The organism is Kineococcus auxinigenes (assembly GCF_050871525.1).
GTDB lineage: Bacteria > Actinomycetota > Actinomycetes > Actinomycetales > Kineococcaceae > Kineococcus.
Genome location: NZ_JBKBCT010000086.1, coordinates 1 through 15,668, shown reverse-complemented (window position 1 = coordinate 15,668; position 15,668 = coordinate 1). Strand labels below are relative to the sequence as shown.

The following is a 15,668-nucleotide window of genomic DNA, read 5'->3' as shown; positions in this document are numbered from 1 at the left end:
TCGAGGAAGTCGCGACTTCCTCGACCACCGCGGGGGTCGGGGAGGGGATGGGGATCAGCTGGGGGAGGGGTCCTGGGAGGCCGCCGCCTCGCGCAGCGCCGGGAGGATCTCCGACTCGGCCGCGCGCAGGAAACCCTCCTGGTGCTCACCGCCCACCTGCACCAGCGCCAGGTCCGTGAACCCCGCCTCGAAGAAGGCGCTCGCCGCCTCCACGACCGCGTCCACGTCGTTCCCGCAGGGGATCTGCTGCGCCACGTCCTCCGGCCGCACGAACTGGCTGGCCCCCGAGAACCCCGCCGTGGTCGGCAGGTCCGCGTTCACCTTCCAGCCGCCCGCGAACCACCGGAACTGCTCGTGCGCCCGCGCGACCGCCGCGTCGCGGTCCGCGTCCCAGGACACCGGCAGCTGCCCGATCCGCCGGCTCGTCGCCGCCTGCGCCGGGTCCCGCGCCCCGTCCCACATCGGCCCCAGCGACGGGTCCGGCTCCACCGCGATCAGGTGGTCCGCCAGCGGGGCGAACCGCGAGCACGACTTCTCGCCCGACACGCCCACCGCGATCGGCACCCGCTGCGCCGGGCGGTCCCACAACCGCGCCGAGTCCACCCGGAAGTGCTCACCCGCGTAGCTGAGCAGGTCCCCGTCGAAGAGCGCGGAGATGATCTCCAGCGCCTCCACGAGCATGTCCTGGCGCTCCTCCACGGCCGGCCAGCCGTGCCCCACGACGTGCTCGTTGAGGTTCTCGCCCGAACCCAGCCCCAGCGTGAAGCGGCCCTCCGACAGCAGGCCCACCGTCGCCGCCTTCTGCGCCACCACCGCCGGGTGGTACCGCATCGTCGGGCACGTCACGTACGTCATCAGCTCCACGCGGGAGGTCACCTGCGTGACCGCCCCCAGAACGCTCCACGCGTACGGGGCGTGCCCCTGCGACGTCAGCCACGGCGAGTAGTGGTCGGAGAAGACGACCAGGTCGAAACCCGCCTCCTCCGCGGCGGCGGCGTCGCGCACCAGCCAGCGCGGGTCGGACTGCTCCGACATGCAGGTGTAGCCGATGCGGACCTCGCTCACGACGACACCCCCGCCACGTGCTCCAGCAGCGTCTTCGAGAACGCCTCCAGGTCGTCCGGCTTCCGGCTCGTGATGAGCGGCCCCGGACCGGAGGTGTCCACCACCACCTGCTCGTCCACCCACTCCGCGCCCGCGTTGCGCAGGTCCGTCTGCAAGCTCGGCCACGACGTCAGCCGCCGCCCGCGCACCGCGTCCGCCTCCACCAGCGTCCACGGCGCGTGGCAGATCGCCGCGATCGGCTTGGACGACGCCGCGAACTGCCCCACGAACGCCACCGCCTCCCGGCTCGTGCGCAGCGAGTCCGGGTTCGCCACCCCGCCCGGCAGCACCAGCGCGTCGTAGTCGCCGACGGTGGCGTCGTAGACGAGGACGTCCACGGCGAAGGAGTCGGCCGCGTCCAGGTGGTCGAACGCCTGCACCCGGCCCGGCTGCGTCGAGACCAGCACCGGCTCGCCGCCCGCGGCCCGCACGGCCTCCCACGGCTGCGTCAGCTCCACCTGCTCGACGCCCTCGGTCGCCACCAGGAACGCGACCCTCTTCCCCTGCAGCTGCGTGTCGCTCATGGCCCCACGCTGGCACCGCCGCGGGCGTCCGGCACCTCGGACCGCACCGGGCCCCGGCGCGAGCGGGGGTGACGCACGCCTCCACGACCTGCCTGACTGGAGGCGCCCACCCGTGGAAGGATCGGGGCGCCAGAGCCGCAACGACGAGGAGTCGCCATGCCCATCGCCACCCCGGACGTCTACGCCGAGATGCTCGACCGCGCGAAGGCCGGGTCCTTCGCCTACCCGGCCATCAACGTCTCCTCCTCGCTGACCCTCAACGCCGCCATCCGCGGCTTCGCCGAGGCCGAGAGCGACGGCATCGTGCAGGTCTCCACCGGCGGCGCCGAGTTCCTCTCCGGCACCACCGTCAAGGACATGGTCCTCGGCGCGCAGGCGCTGGCCGAGTACGCCCACCACGTCGCCAAGGCGTACGACGTCAACATCGCCCTGCACACCGACCACTGCCCCAAGGACAAGCTCGACGGCTTCGTGCGCCCCCTCCTGGCGATCTCCCAGGAGCGCGTCGACGCCGGCCGCGAGCCGCTGTTCCAGTCCCACATGTGGGACGGCTCCGCCGTGCCCCTCGACGAGAACCTCCAGATCGCCGAGGAGCTGCTCGCCAAGGCCGCCGCCGCCAAGATCGTCCTCGAGGTGGAGATCGGCGTCGTCGGCGGTGAGGAGGACGGCGTCGCCAACGAGATCAACGACAAGCTCTACACCACCGTCGAGGACGCCATGGCCACCGTGCGCGCCCTCGGCACCGGCGAGAAGGGCCGCTACCTCACCGCCCTCACCTTCGGCAACGTCCACGGCGTCTACAAGCCCGGCGGCGTCAAGCTGCGCCCGGAGATCCTCAAGGAGATCCAGGACCAGGTCGGTGCCGAGGTCGGCAAGGACAAGCCGTTCGACCTCGTCTTCCACGGCGGCTCCGGCTCGCTCGCCGAGGAGATCGCCGCCGCCGTCGACCACGGCGTCGTGAAGATGAACGTCGACACCGACACCCAGTACGCCTTCACCCGGCCGATCGTCGACCACGTCTTCCGCAACTACGACGGCGTCCTCAAGGTCGACGGCGAGGTCGGCAACAAGAAGACGTACGACCCCCGCACGTGGGGCAAGCTCGCCGAGACCGGCATGGCGGCGCGCGTCGTCGAGGCCGCGCAGTCCCTGCGCAGCGCCGGCCAGCGCCTGAAGTGACGTCCCGGCGGCCCGGGCCCCACGCGGGTCCAGGCCGCCGTCCGTGCTGTTCCCGCGTCGTCGTGGCCGGGTGGCGCGGGTGGTGGGACGTCCTCGGGTCCGGGCTCTCCGCCCGCGACCGGGTGGACCACCTCGCCCGGCTGCGCGGGGCGGGCTCCGGACGCCCGGACCCGAGGACGTCCCACCACCCTCTCGTCAGGTCACCCGGGTGCGTGGTGACGCGGCGGAGGACCGTACCCGGGAGGGGCCGGGCCCGCCGGTGCGTCCCGGTGCGCCGACCGGTGCTGCGCGGGGGTGCGCGGCTCGGCGACGCTCAGAGGGTGGGGAGGGGTGTTCCTCGCCGGGCGACCGGAGCGCGCCCCGCGCACCCGGGCGAGGGGCGCGGTCGGCCGCGCGCGGAGAGCCCGGCGAGGAACACCCCTCCCCACCCGGGCGAGAACCCGGCCGGGACGATCCCCGGCACAGCGCTCAGGCCGGTTCGGGCCCGTCGTCGTAGGCGGTGACGTCCTCGGCACCCGGGCGCGGCTCCTCGTCGACGACGTCGAGCAGCTGCACGATGTTCGTCGTCTCGATGAGGAACTTCACCACCGCGGGCGGCCGGATCAGGGTCACGCGGCGCCCGCGGGAGCGCGAGGCCAGCCGGGCCAGGAACGCCAGGCCCGTGGAGTCCATGAAGGTCACGTGGTGGGCGTCGACCTGCAGGGGGCGACCGGAGGACAGGGCGTCCTCGGCGGCTTCCAGCAGGTCCGGGCCCAGCTCGGCGTCGATCTCACCGGTCAGCACCACGCGCGTGGCGCGCGGCTCGTACAGCACGTGCACCGACCCGGGGTCGACCGAGCGGACCTCGGGTACGCGGGACGTCTCGCCCGGGGGTGTCGCGTCGTTCGTCATCGTCCCTCCGAAGTACCGCGATCGGTGGCCGTGCCCGGTTGGCTGCAGGCTGCTGGTCTCCGGCGCGGCTCGTCGCCGCACAGTAGGTCACGACGGCGTCGCTGCGCGACGTGCGCCCGCCCGTTCGGGGCGGGACCGCTCTCGGCGCGCGGCCCGTCGAGGCCACCTGCATGCTATCGAGCGAGGTCGCGGTGCCGTCGCGCACCCGCGACGCGCCACGCGAGACGCAGCACCCGACCCGAGGAGCACGCCCGCATGCCCGGCAGTCCACCGCAGCCGCTGGCGCTGCGCGAGGAGCCCGCCGCGGTGCTGCTGCTCGACCTGCCCGCCGGTGCCGGCCGGCCCGCCGGGGTGGCCGCCGCGGACGCCGCCGCACTGCGCCGCGCGGCGCCCGCCGGAGCGTCCTCGGCGCCCTCCACGGACCTGCCCGCGTTCTGCCGGGCCGCCGGGCTGCCCGCCGCCGCCGCCGAGCGCGCCCTCGCCGGAGCGGTGCCCGGCGAGCTGGTCGAGGGCCGGTGGTGGCTCGCGGTGGCGCCCGTGGGGGAGCGGCGGGCGCTGCTGTCCCTGCACGAGGTCCTGGACGCCGCGGCACCCGCTCCCGGCGCCCCGGCCGCCGTGGCCGCCGCCGCCCTGACGTCCCTGCCCGCGGGCCCGGCCGCCGGCGCGGGGGAGGTCCCCGACGACGCCCGGGGCGTCGTGCAGTGGGTGGGCGCCGGCTGGAGCAGGGTCACGGGCGTGCCCGCCGGTGACGTCGTGGGCCGCGGCTGCGCCGGGCTGCTGCTGTCGGACGACGAGGACGCGCACCCGGCCCTGCGCCGCGCTGCGCGCCGCGGGGAGCCTTCCGCGGTCACCGTGCTGGGCGAGCGCCCCGACGGCACCCGGTTCCTGCACCGGGTGCGCAGCACGCCCCTGCGGGACCGCACCGGCGCGGTGTGCCACGTGGTGACGTGGCACAGCGACGTCACCGCCGTCGGGGCGGCTCCCGGCCGGCCGGACCCGCTGCGCGTCCTCGCCGCCCTGGACTCCCTGCCCGGCCCGGCCCGCACCCGCCGGGCGGTGGTCGCGCAGCTGGGGGTCGCGGCGCGGGCGCTGGCCGGCTCGGTGGTGCCCGCCGCGCTGGTCGTCCTGCTGGACGACGGGCGGGGCCGCGCGCCCGGGCCGGGGGCCGAGGTCGTCGCCGCGGCGGGGGAGCCGTTCGAGGACCTGGTGGGCCGCAGGTGGCGGCCCCCGCCCGGCGCTCGCGGCGAGGACCCCGGCAGCGTCCCCGGGTGGCCGGCCGGGCTGACCCGGCGGGCGGGGCCCGACGTCCTGACCCTGCCGCTGCCCGGGTCCGGGCACGTCCTGGGGTGGTTGGTCGTCGTACCCGGGGAGAGCGGACCGGGGGCCGCTGGCGAGGCCGTCCTGCGGGCAGCGGCCCGCCGCGCCGGGCTGGCCGTGGAGAACGCGAGACTGCACGCACGGGAGCACGAGTTGTCGGAGACGCTGCAACGGAGCATGTTGCCGGAGGACACCGCGGTGGAGGGGCTCGACGTCTGGGCGTTCTACGCGCCCAACGCCGACCACGCCCAGGTGGGGGGCGACTGGTACGACGTGCTGACGGCCCCCGACGGCAGCGCCGGCGTGGTCATCGGCGACGTCGTGGGCCACGACGTGGAGGCCGTGGCCGCCATGGGGCAGATGCGCTCCGTGGTGCGCTCGGCGGCCCAGGAGCTCGACGACCCCGGCAGCGTGCTCATGCGCGTGGACCAGCTCGCCGCGGGCGTGAGCATCCCGCGCATGGCCAGCCTGGTGTACGCCACCCTGCGGCGCCTGGACGACGGCGGCTGGGAGGTGGCGTGGAGCAGCGCCGGGCACCTGCCGCCGCTGCTGCGCCGCGCACGCGCCGGCGACGGCCCGGCCGTGGAGGTCCTCAACGACGCCACCGGCACCCTCGTCGGGCTGGGCGAGCGCCCCCGGCCCACCCGCGAGCGCGCGCTGCACCCCGGCGACGTCCTCGTCCTCTACACCGACGGCCTCATCGAGGCCCGGCACCGGCCGATGCGCGACGGCATGGAGGTGCTGGTCGAGGTCCTCGCCGGCAGCCGCGCCCGCGACGCCGCGGGGATCGGCGAGGAGCTGCTGCAGGGGCTGGGGGAGTCGCCCGAGGACGACACCGCGGTCGTCGTGGTCCGGGTGCCCGAGGAGGCCGAGGAGCCCGCGCGACCGGTCGCGGACACGCCCCGCCGCCGGCGCTGGCAGCTGCCCTCGGAACCCTCGTCGGTCGGCAAGGCCCGCCACGCCACCCTGCGCGCCTGCGCGGTGTGGGGCCTGGGCGTGGGCCCGCAGGCCGAGATCGTCGTCTCCGAGCTGGTCGCCAACGCCGTCCTGCACGGCTGGGGGCCGGTGGGCCTGCGCCTGTTCGACCTGCCCGGCGCCCTGCGCATCGAGGTGGAGGACGACAGCCCGGAGCAGCCCCGCGTCGTGGACGCCCGCCCCGACGGCGCCGGCGGCCACGGCATGCGGGTGGTCGCCACCCTGGGCCGGTGGGGCGTCACCCCCACCCGACGGGGCAAGATCGTCTGGGTGGAGGTCCCCACCTCCTGACCCCGGCCCCGGCCGCCCCATCGACCCCGGCCGCCCCGACCCTGACACCCCGAGACCCCTGCGACGAGGAGCACCCGTGAGCACCGGCACGAACCTGCTGGGCGGGCCGCCGCCCACCCACCTGCCCGAGCACCCCGAGGTCGACGCCCTGCTGGCCGGCGGTGCCGAGCCCGCCGCGGTCGCGGCCGCCCACCCGGCGGCGTCCCTGCCCTGGGCGCTGCTCGCCGAGGCCGCCCTGGACCGCGGGGAGCCCGTGCCCGCGTACGCCTTCGCCCGCACCGGCTACCACCGCGGGCTGGACGCCCTGCGCCGCGCCGGCTGGCGCGGGCACGGACCCGTCCCGTGGTCCCACGAGCCGAACCGCGGCTTCCTGCGCGCGCTGGCCGCCCTGCAGCGCGCGGCGGCGGCGATCGAGGAGACCCCCGAGGCGGAGCGCTGCCGGGACTTCCTGCGCGACTGCGACCCCGGGGCCCCCGCCGAGCTGCTGAGGTGAGCGGCACCGCCGACGGTCGTGCGCCCGTCGTCGTGGTCGGCGCGGGCATCGCCGGGGCCGCGTGCGCGCGCGTCCTCGTGGACGCCGGCGTGCCGGTGCGGGTGTTCGACCGCGGCCGGCGCCCCGGCGGGCGGATGAGCGGCCGGCGGGTGGAGACGTCCGTGGGCGTGCGCGTCGCCGACCTGGGCGCGTCGTACTTCACCGCCTCCGGCGACCGGTTCAGCGCCCAGGTCGCCGACTGGGAGGCGCGGGGCCTGGCGCACCGCTGGACCGACACCTTCGCCGTCGTGCGGGGCGGGCGCGCTGCGGGCGGTGCCGACGGGCCCCGCCTGGGCGCGCACACCTCCAGCGGCCCGTGGCGCTGGGGAGCGCCCGGCGGGCTGCGCAGCCTCGTCGACGACCTGCTCTCCCCGCCCGGCCGCGCCGCGGTGCCCGTGCGCACCTCCACGGACGTCGAGACCGTCGAGGCCGGGCCCGACGGACCCCGCGTGGACGGGCAGCCCGCCGCGGCGGTCGTGCTGGCCGTGCCCGACCCGCAGGCCGCGGACCTGCTGCCGCGCATGGTCTCCACCCGCCTCGACGTGTCCGCGCGCTGGAACTACCGGCCGTGCATCGCGGTCTACGCGGCCTGGCCGCAGCGCTGGTGGCCGCACTTCGACGGCGCGTTCGTCAACGACGACGACCTCCTGGTCTTCCTCGCCGACGACGGCGCCCGCCGCGGCGACGGCGCCCCCGTGCTCGTCGCGCACGCGGCGCCGGACTTCTCCGCCGAGCACCTGGACGACCCGGCCGCCGCGGTGGCCCCCGTGGTGGCCGCGCTGGGGCCGCTGCTGACGGGCCGCCCCACCCCCGTGCCGTCCTGGAACCGGGCGCACCGCTGGTCCCTGGCCCAGCCGCTGAGGCAGCACGCCGAGGAGCGGTTCGGGCTGGACGAGGCCACCGGCATCGCCGTGTGCGGCGACGCGTGGGGGCCCACCTCGAAGGTGGAGACGGCGTGGGAGTCCGGCACCGCGCTGGCCGCGGAGCTGCTGCGCGGGCGGCTCGCCGGCTGAGCGGGGCCGGTAAGCTCGACGCGGTCTGCGCCGACCTCCGCCGGAGGTCCGTGGGGGCCTCGTGCACGCAGGACCGCGCAACCACACCAGGAAGACAGGGGATGTCATGCCCGCGATCGTGCTCATCGGCGCCCAGTGGGGGGACGAGGGCAAGGGCAAGGCCACCGATGCGCTCGGTGCCCGCGTCGACCACGTCGTGAAGTTCAACGGGGGCAACAACGCCGGCCACACGGTCGTGGTGGGGGACGAGAAGTACGCCCTGCACCTGCTGCCCTCCGGCATCCTCACCCCCGGCGTGACCCCCGTCATCGGCAACGGCGTCGTGGTGGACCCCGGCGTGCTGTTCGAGGAGATCGACGCGCTGACCGCCCGCGGGGTGGACTGCTCGAAGCTCATCGTCTCCGCGTCCGCGCACGTCATCGCGCCCTACCACCGCTCGCTGGACCAGGTCACCGAGCGCTTCCTCGGCAAGCGCAAGATCGGCACCACCGGCCGCGGCATCGGGCCCGCCTACGCCGACAAGATCAACCGCGTCGGCGTGCGCGTGCAGGACCTCTTCGACGAGAGCATCCTGCGGCAGAAGGTCGAGGGCGCCCTCGACCAGAAGAACCACCTGCTGGTGAAGGTCTACAACCGCCGCGCCGTCTCCGTGGACGAGACCGTCGAGACGCTGCTGTCGTACGCGGAGCGGCTGCGCCCGATGGTCCGCGACGTCAGCCTGGAGCTGTCGCGCGCGCTGGACCGCGGCGAGATCGTCCTGTTCGAGGGCGGGCAGGCCACGATGCTCGACATCGACCACGGCACCTACCCGTTCGTGACGTCCTCCAACGCCACCGCCGCGGGCGCCTGCACCGGCACGGGGGTGCCGCCGAACCGCATCGACCGCATCATCGCCGTCGTCAAGGCGTACACGACCCGCGTGGGCGAGGGCCCCTTCCCCACGGAGCTGCTGGACGCCGACGGCGAGAAGCTGCGCCGCGACGGCGGCGAGTACGGCACCACCACCGGCCGTCCCCGCCGCACCGGCTGGTACGACGCGCTCGTGGCCCGCTACACCGCCCGCGTCAACGGCGTGACCGACTTCGTGCTCACCAAGCTGGACACCCTCAGCGGGTGGGAGCGCATCCCGGTGTGCGTGGCGTACGACGTCGACGGCGAGCGGTTCGACGAGATCCCGATGTCGCAGAGCGACTTCCACCACGCGAAGCCGGTCTACGAGTACTTCGACGGCTGGAGCGAGGACATCTCCGGGGCCCGCTCGGTGAACGACCTGCCGAAGAACGCGCAGCGCTACGTCGAGGCGCTGGAGGAGCTGTCCGGCGCCCGGATCTCCGCGGTCGGCGTCGGCCCCGACCGCGAGCAGACCGTCGTGCGGCACGACCTGCTCGGGTGAGCACCACCGGCCTGCCCCTGTACGAGGCGGCGCTGGACGACGTGCCGTCGCGCGTGCTGTACGAGCTGCTGAAGCTGCGCGTGGACGTGTTCGTCGTCGAGCAGGAGTGCGCCTACCCCGAGCTGGACGGTCGCGACCTCGAACCCGGCGCGCTGCTGCTGTGGGCGCAGGACGCCGCCGGCCGCGTCGCCGGCACGCTGCGGCTGCTGCGCGAGGCGGACGGCACCGCGCGCATCGGCCGCGTCGCCACTGCCCGCGAGGCCCGCGGGCAGGGCGTGGCGGCCGGCCTGATGGCCCGGGCGCTGGAGCTGGCCGGGGACGTCGAGGTCGTCCTCGGCGCCCAGGCGCACCTGGAGCACTGGTACGGCCGGTTCGGCTTCGCCGTCGACGGGCCCGTCTACGACGAGGACGGCATCGCGCACGTGCCCATGCGGCGCCCGGCGCCCGGCGCCTGAGGACCGCCGCCGGCCCGGGTCGTGGCGGGCGGGTTCCTCCGCCAGGATGCGGGGCGCCCGACGTCCCCGGCCGAACAGGTGCCCCGCATGCCCACCGACGACGCCCCGCCACCCGGCGAGGCCCCCGCCGCGCCGCCCGACGCCGGCGCAGCGGTCCCGACCCGCGCGGTGCCGCTGCTGGTGGGCCTGGCCGCCGCGGTGGTGGTCGTCGCCGGTCTGCGGGCGTTCTCCTCGACCATCGGCCCGGCGGTCCTGGCGCTCGTGCTGGTCCTCGTCGTGCACCCCGTGGAGCCGTGGCTGCGCCGGCGCGGCGTGTACGGCTGGGTGAGCACCCTGGTCGTGCTGGTGGTCCTGTACGCCGTCGTGCTCGGCATGGCCGCCGCCCTGGGGTGGTCGCTGGTGCGCCTGGGCATGCTCATGCCGCAGTACGTGGACCGGTACTACGAGCTGCAGGGGCAGGTCCTGGACCTGCTGAACCGCCTCGGGGTGGGCCAGTCGCAGATCACCTCGGCGGTGGCGAGCATCGACCCCTCGCGCCTGGTCGGCCTGGCGCAGACCGTGCTGCAGCAGTTGGTGGCCGGCCTCACGGCGTTCACGTTCATGCTCTTCCTGCTCTTCTTCCTGGCGCTGGACGCCGCGGTCTTCCCCAAGCTGCTGGCCCAGGCCAGCTGGTGGCACCCGCGGATGGTGGGGGCCCTGACGGCGTTCGCCGCCGGCACCCGGCGCTACGTGCTGGTGGCCACGGTCTTCGGCGTCGTCGTGGCGGTCATCGACGTCGGCATCCTGTACTGGCTGGCGGTGCCGCTGCCGCTGGTGTGGGGGCTGCTGGCCTTCCTGACGAACTACATCGCGAACATCGGCTTCTTCCTCGGCCTGGTGCCGCCCGCGCTGCTCGCGCTGCTCGCCGGCGGACCCCGCGACGCCCTGCTCGTCGTCGTGCTCTACACGGTCGTCAACGTCACCATCCAGGGCCTGCTGCAGCCGAAGATCGTCGGTGGTGCGGTCGGGCTGTCGGCGACGCTGACCTTCCTGTCGGTGATCTTCTGGGGGTGGGTCCTGGGGGCCCTCGGCGCGCTGCTCGCCGTGCCGCTGAGCCTGCTGGTGCGCACCGTCCTGGTCGACGCCGACCCCTCGGCGCGCTGGCTGCTGCCGCTCGTCAGCGGCAACCCGCGCGGCGTGCGGCGGCAGGGGGTGCGCCTGGGCCGCACCGGGCCCGTCGGCGCCACCGTCGCCCCGGCGCCGGGGGTGCAGGACCCGCCCCCACCGCCCCCGCCGGAGCCCCCGGCGGGATCCCACGACGAGTGAGCCGGGGACCCGGCGTGCCTCGCCGGGGCGCGCCGGGACGCCGGGTTAGGGTTCCGCGTGACCTCAGCCCCGCAGCACCGCACGACGTGGGCCCGGGTGCTCACCCACCGCGATCCGGCTGACGGCTGCGTCGCCGAGCTGGCGCGGTGGACCACCCCCGACGTCGTCGCCGAGGTCCTGGCCGACTCCGGCCGCGGCCTGACCGCCCAGCTGGACGCCCTGCCCACCGAGCGGGACTGGGTCACCGAGTGCGGGGGCCTGTCGGGTGCGGTGCTCGTGCTGGCGGAGGTCGACGCCGCACGCCGCTGACTCGGGCCCCCACTGGCGCAACCCGGGGTTGACGGGGTTCGCAACCCGGGGTCGACTCGTCGTCGTGGAACTCCTGTCGCACGACGTGCCGGACTGGACGCGGGTGCTCGCGCACCGCGCCCCCGGCGACGACGCCGCGGAGCGCCTGGCGCGCTGGACCACCCCCCGCGTGGTCGCCGACGTGCTCGCCGACTCCGGCCGCGGGCTGCTCGCCCAGGTCGCCGGCGAGACCACCGACCGTGACTGGGTGGACGAGTGCGGCGGCCTGCTGGGCGCGGTCGTCGTGCTGGCGGAGGTCGACGCCGCCGCCTCCGCGCTGCGCTCGGCCGTCGCCCGCGCCCGCGCGCAGGCCCTCGCCGAACTGCTCCTCGACCACAGCCTCGTCGAGCTCGCCGCCGCCCTCGGCGTCAGCCGGCAGGCGCTGCACAAGAGCGTCAAGGGGGTCCGGGGACTGTGAACCGCAGGACGCGCGAGGAAGAGGCCGTGGACGCGCACGCGCGGGAACGGGCCGGGACGCACCCGCTGCGGCAGCCGGGCGCGGGGCGGCGCCTGTACGCGGCCGGGCTCGGGCTGCAGCTGGTGGGGTTGCTGGGGGCCTTCACGACCCTCGTGGGCACCGCGCTCAGCGGCCGGGACGTGCTGCCGCTCGCGGCCTCCTTCGCGCCCCTCGCCGGGTCGCTGCTGCTGGTGACCGGCCAGCGGCTGTGCGCCCGCGCCTGGTGGCACGTGCCGCTGCGCTCACCGGACGCACCACCGGACGCCGTGGAACTGGCCTTCTGGAGCGTCATCGCGCTCGCCGTCGTCGTCGTGGCCGTCGTCGTGGCCGTCGTCCCCGCCGCTCCCGACGCGTTCGACCTCTGGCTGCTCGTGGTGCTGTCCTGCCTGCTGGCCCTGCTGCCGGAGACGCAGCGGCCCGGGCCCGAACCGCCCCCGGTGCAGACCTGGCGCACCCTGCCCCTGGCGGTCGCCGCCGTCGTCGTGCTGGTCGTCGGGGCGGTGACCGGCCTGTTCGCCCCGCCGGCCGTCGCCGCGGTGCTCGCCGTGCTCGGGGCGGGCCTGGTGGCGCAGCACGCCTGGTTGCGCCACCGGTACCGCTGAGCCTCAGCCCTCCACGGGAGCGGTGCGGATCGCCAGGCCGTCCAGGTAGCTCGCCACGTTCGCGCGCACCTGCTCGACGCTGTCGCCGCCGAACTTCTCCAGCAGCGCGTCGGCCAGCACCAGGCTGACCATCGCCTCGGCGACCACGCCCGCCGCCGGCACCGCGCACGCGTCGGAGCGCTGCGCGATGGCCTGCGCCTTGCCGCCGGAGGCGGTGTCCACCGTGTCCAGGGCCCGCGGCACGGTGGAGATCGGCTTCATGGCCGCGCGCACCCGCAGCACCTCGCCGTTGCTCATGCCGCCCTCGACGCCGCCGGCGCGGTCGGTGCGCCGGCGCACCGTCATGCCCGCCGGGCCCTCGCCGCCGTCGGTGCGCTCGATCTCGTCGTGCGCGGCCGAGCCGCGACGGCGCGCGGTCTCGAACCCGTCGCCGACCTCCACGCCCTTGATGGCCTGGATGCCCATGAGGGCGGCGGCCAGGCGGGCGTCCAGCTTGCGGTCCCAGTGCACGTACGAGCCCAGCCCCGGCGGCAGGCCGTGCACGGCGACCTCCACGACGCCGCCGAGGGTGTCGCCGGAGGAGTGCGCGTCGTCGATCTCGGCGACCATGCGGGCGCTGGCCCCGGGGTCCGCGCACCGCACCGGGTCCGCGTCCACCGCGTCGCGCTGCCCGCGGCCGGGCACCGTGCCCGGCGCCACCTCGACGGTGCCGATGGACACCACGTGGGAGAGGACCTCCACGCCCGCGGCCTGCGCGAGGAACGCGCGCGCCACCTCGCCCAGCGCCACCCGGGTGGCGGTCTCGCGCGCCGAGGCGCGCTCCAGCACCGGGCGGGCGTCGGTGAAGCCGTACTTCTGCATGCCCGTCAGGTCCGCGTGACCGGGGCGGGGGCGGGTCAGCGGCGCGGAACGCCCGCGCGCGGGCAGCCGTCCCGGTTCGTCGTAGCGGCGGCCCTCGGCGTCGGCGGGGTCGGCGGCCATGACCTCCTGCCAGCGCGGCCACTCGGAGTTGCCGATGCGCAGCGCGACCGGCCCGCCCTGGGTGCGGCCGTGGCGGATGCCGCCGATGACCTCCAGCTCGTCCTGCTCGAAGCTCATCCGCGCACCGCGCCCGTGCCCCAGGCGCCGGCGCGCCAGCGCGGCACGGATGTCGGCGCTGGACACCTCCACGCCGGCCGGGAGGCCCTCGAGGATGCCCGCGAGCGCCGGACCGTGGGATTCGCCTGCCGTCAGCCACCGCAACACGCGCCTGATTCTGCCCCACGCGCGCGGCGCCGCCGCCCACGCGCCCGCCGGCCGCTCCCGGGGGCGGCCGGGTCAGTCGGCGAGGTCGTTCAGCAGCGGGTCGACCCGGTAGGGGACGAGCTCGCGCATCGCCAGCGAGGTGCGGGTGCGCACCACCCCCGGGATGGACAGCACGTCCTGGCCGACCCGGTACAGGTCGTCGGCGTCGCGGGCCACGATGCGGCACATCAGGTCCCCGTCCCCGGTGATGCCGTGCACCTCCAGCACCTCGGGGATCCGCCGCAGCCGGTTCAGCGTGTCCTCCTGCTGCCCCTGCACGATCTCGATCATGACGAACGCGGAGATGGAGAAGCCGAGCGCCGCGGGCGCCAGGCGGCGGGAGAAGCGGTGCAGCACCCCGTCGGACTCCAGCCGTTCCAGGTGCGCCTGCACGGTGCCCCGGGCGAGGCCGAGCTGGCGCGACAGGCCCAGGACGGTCGCGCGGGGGTCGTCGTCCAGCGCGAGCAGGATCCTGGCGTCGATGGGGTCGAGGCGGCGCACCAGGACATCTTCGCGCATCTGAACGGCTGGTGAACGGGCATTGTGCTCAGCGACCCGTGGATCCGCTGTGCACGCCGGGAACCTCAGGGGCGCGGTTCGCCCACGTGCACCAGGACCTGCCCGTCGACGACCTCGACGCGGTGGGTGCGCACCGGGCGGATCGCAGGGGGGCCCGAGGGGACGCCGGTGCGCAGGTCGAAGGCCGAGGCGTGCCGGGGGCACTCCACGGCGCAGTCCTCCACCCAGCCGTCGGCCAGGGACTCGTTCGCGTGGGTGCAGGTGTCGTCGACGGCGTACAGCTCGCCGTCGACGTTGAAGACCGAGATCGGGGCGTCGGCGCCGGGGCCGTCGTAGCGCACGGCGCCGCCGTCCGGCAGGGCCTCGACGGTGCACACGGCGACCGGCGCGGGGGTGTCGGGCACGGGGGACCTCCTGGTGCGGGCGTGGACCGGGTCAGTCTGCCGGACCCGCGTCGGTACCTTGGACCCGGTGGAAGCGGATGCCGTGCTCGCCGGTCCCCGGGTGCTGGAGCGGGCGGTGTGGACGGCGCGCGAGGCCGCGCACGCGCAGCGCGCGCACGCGCTGACCGCGGCCGCCGTCGAGCGGCGCGGGCGCGGCCAGGCGCACCCCGTGGAGGACTTCCTCTTCACGTACTACTCGTGGGCGCCCGGCAGGCTGCGCCGCTGGCACCCCGGGGTGGGCGTGGAGCTGCTGGACGCCGGGGAGCGCGAGGGGTGGGCGCACTACGCGGGCACCGCCCGCGGCGTCGTGGTGGACGGCGCGTCGCTGCGCGCGCAGCGCGGGCCCACGGTGCGCCTGGCCCGCGACGTCCTGGCCGCCACCCGCACCCGTCCCGCGCAGCTGGGCTGCTTCGGGCTGCACGAGTGGGCGATGGTGCACCGCAGCTCGCCGGAGCAGGTGCGGCACGCGGGCCTGCCGCTGCGCCTGGGGCACGCCGGCACCGACGCGGTGGTGGAGTCGCACCGCATCCGCTGCAGCCACTACGACGCGTTCCGGTTCTTCACCCCGTCCGCGGTGCCGCGCAACGAGCTGGCCCCCACCCGCGAGGGGCAGGCCGCGCAGGAGCAGCCGGGGTGCCTGCACGCCACGATGGACTGCTACCGCTGGGCGATGAAGCTCTCGCCCGCGGTGCCCGGCGAGCTGCTGCTGGACTGCTTCGAGCTGGCCAGGGACGTGCGCGAGCTGGACATGCGCGCCTCCCCGTACGACGTGACGCCGCTGGGGTACGAGCCAGTGCCGATCGAGACGCCGGAGGGCAAGGCGCAGTACGTGCGCGCGCAGCGGGCGTTCGCCGAGCGGGCCGACCCGCTGCGCGCGGCGCTGGTGGAGGTCTGCGACGCCGTCCTGGCCGCCTGACCACCCCCGCACCACCTGCTTCCTCGTGGCGGAAACCATGGCGGTCTCAACCGGTCAACGCACCGCCCTTCTTTGATCATGGCGGGGTGGGTGTGGAGGTGGGGCCGGTGCAGACCTTCG

At 76.0% G+C, this 15,668-nt stretch carries 17 protein-coding genes; 11 read left to right on the top strand and 6 right to left on the bottom strand.

The annotated features are described in order from the left end of the window. Nucleotides 1–54: 54 nt before the first annotated feature. Nucleotides 55–1,065 carry a TIGR03557 family F420-dependent LLM class oxidoreductase gene (locus ACRYR9_RS17515; RefSeq protein ID WP_432498266.1) on the bottom strand — a complete coding sequence of 337 codons (1,011 nt, stop codon included), beginning with the start codon at nt 1,063–1,065 and terminating at the stop codon, nt 55–57. Then, nucleotides 1,062–1,628, bottom strand: coding sequence for a type 1 glutamine amidotransferase domain-containing protein (locus tag ACRYR9_RS17510; RefSeq protein WP_432498263.1), 567 nt, complete (start codon nt 1,626–1,628; stop codon nt 1,062–1,064). The genes ACRYR9_RS17515 and ACRYR9_RS17510 overlap by 4 nt, the downstream gene beginning before the upstream one ends. A gap of 156 nt (nt 1,629–1,784) precedes the next feature. Between ACRYR9_RS17510 and fbaA the strand changes: the two genes are divergently transcribed. Beyond that, on the top strand, nt 1,785–2,807 hold the full coding sequence (gene fbaA, locus ACRYR9_RS17505; RefSeq protein WP_432498260.1) for a class II fructose-bisphosphate aldolase: 1,023 nt from the start codon (nt 1,785–1,787) through the stop codon (nt 2,805–2,807). 468 nt (nt 2,808–3,275) lie between these two features. On the opposite strand, the gene ACRYR9_RS17500 is transcribed toward fbaA, so the two are convergent. Continuing rightward, the gene (locus tag ACRYR9_RS17500) at nt 3,276–3,698 is read right to left on the bottom strand and encodes an STAS domain-containing protein (RefSeq protein ID WP_432498258.1); all 423 of its coding nucleotides are present in this window, start codon (nt 3,696–3,698) and stop codon (nt 3,276–3,278) included. A 255-nt stretch (nt 3,699–3,953) separates the two neighbouring features. Between ACRYR9_RS17500 and ACRYR9_RS17495 the strand changes: the two genes are divergently transcribed. From ACRYR9_RS17495 to ACRYR9_RS17455, 9 genes are all read left to right on the top strand, one after another. Then, nucleotides 3,954–6,281, top strand: a complete 2,328-nt coding sequence (locus ACRYR9_RS17495; RefSeq protein ID WP_432498256.1) for an ATP-binding SpoIIE family protein phosphatase — start codon at nt 3,954–3,956, stop codon at nt 6,279–6,281. Between the two features lie 76 nt (nt 6,282–6,357). Then, the gene (locus tag ACRYR9_RS17490; protein WP_432498254.1) at nt 6,358–6,774 is read left to right on the top strand and encodes a DUF3151 domain-containing protein; all 417 of its coding nucleotides are present in this window, start codon (nt 6,358–6,360) and stop codon (nt 6,772–6,774) included. Continuing rightward, a complete protein-coding gene (locus ACRYR9_RS17485) occupies nt 6,771–7,826 on the top strand; it encodes an NAD(P)/FAD-dependent oxidoreductase (RefSeq protein ID WP_432498251.1) in 1,056 nt (351 codons plus the stop codon). Before ACRYR9_RS17490 ends, ACRYR9_RS17485 begins: the two co-directional genes overlap by 4 nt. A 106-nt stretch (nt 7,827–7,932) precedes the next feature. Beyond that, nucleotides 7,933–9,219, top strand: a complete 1,287-nt coding sequence (locus tag ACRYR9_RS17480) for an adenylosuccinate synthase (RefSeq protein WP_432498248.1) — start codon at nt 7,933–7,935, stop codon at nt 9,217–9,219. Further along, entirely contained in the window at nt 9,216–9,674 is a 459-nt protein-coding gene (locus ACRYR9_RS17475) for a GNAT family N-acetyltransferase (RefSeq protein WP_432498246.1), read from the top strand. Before ACRYR9_RS17480 ends, ACRYR9_RS17475 begins: the two co-directional genes overlap by 4 nt. A gap of 87 nt (nt 9,675–9,761) precedes the next feature. Continuing rightward, nucleotides 9,762–10,979 carry an AI-2E family transporter gene (locus ACRYR9_RS17470; RefSeq protein ID WP_432498244.1) on the top strand — a complete coding sequence of 406 codons (1,218 nt, stop codon included), beginning with the start codon at nt 9,762–9,764 and terminating at the stop codon, nt 10,977–10,979. A gap of 57 nt (nt 10,980–11,036) precedes the next feature. Then, complete coding sequence (locus ACRYR9_RS17465) at nt 11,037–11,288, top strand: hypothetical protein (protein WP_432498242.1); 252 nt, start codon at nt 11,037–11,039, stop codon at nt 11,286–11,288. 64 nt (nt 11,289–11,352) lie between these two features. After that, nucleotides 11,353–11,745: a hypothetical protein gene (locus ACRYR9_RS17460; RefSeq protein WP_432498239.1), complete on the top strand. Its 393-nt coding sequence runs from the start codon at nt 11,353–11,355 to the stop codon at nt 11,743–11,745. Between the two features lie 26 nt (nt 11,746–11,771). Beyond that, nucleotides 11,772–12,386, top strand: coding sequence for a hypothetical protein (locus tag ACRYR9_RS17455; RefSeq protein WP_432498237.1), 615 nt, complete (start codon nt 11,772–11,774; stop codon nt 12,384–12,386). Nucleotides 12,387–12,389: 3 nt separating this feature from the next. Here the strand turns inward: ACRYR9_RS17455 and aroC are convergent, their stop codons facing one another. The 3 genes from aroC to ACRYR9_RS17440 form a co-directional block, all read right to left on the bottom strand. After that, entirely contained in the window at nt 12,390–13,631 is a 1,242-nt protein-coding gene (aroC, locus tag ACRYR9_RS17450) for a chorismate synthase (RefSeq protein ID WP_432498235.1), read from the bottom strand. A 72-nt stretch (nt 13,632–13,703) separates the two neighbouring features. Next, nucleotides 13,704–14,189 (bottom strand): Lrp/AsnC family transcriptional regulator, encoded by a 486-nt coding sequence (locus ACRYR9_RS17445; RefSeq protein ID WP_432498233.1) that lies wholly within the window; start codon nt 14,187–14,189, stop codon nt 13,704–13,706. A 65-nt stretch (nt 14,190–14,254) separates the two neighbouring features. After that, nucleotides 14,255–14,593: a bifunctional 3-phenylpropionate/cinnamic acid dioxygenase ferredoxin subunit gene (locus ACRYR9_RS17440; RefSeq protein ID WP_432498230.1), complete on the bottom strand. Its 339-nt coding sequence runs from the start codon at nt 14,591–14,593 to the stop codon at nt 14,255–14,257. A 67-nt stretch (nt 14,594–14,660) separates the two neighbouring features. Between ACRYR9_RS17440 and ACRYR9_RS17435 the strand changes: the two genes are divergently transcribed. Continuing rightward, on the top strand, nt 14,661–15,548 hold the full coding sequence (locus ACRYR9_RS17435) for a 3-methyladenine DNA glycosylase (RefSeq protein WP_432498228.1): 888 nt from the start codon (nt 14,661–14,663) through the stop codon (nt 15,546–15,548). The last annotated feature ends 120 nt before the right edge of the window (nt 15,549–15,668 follow it).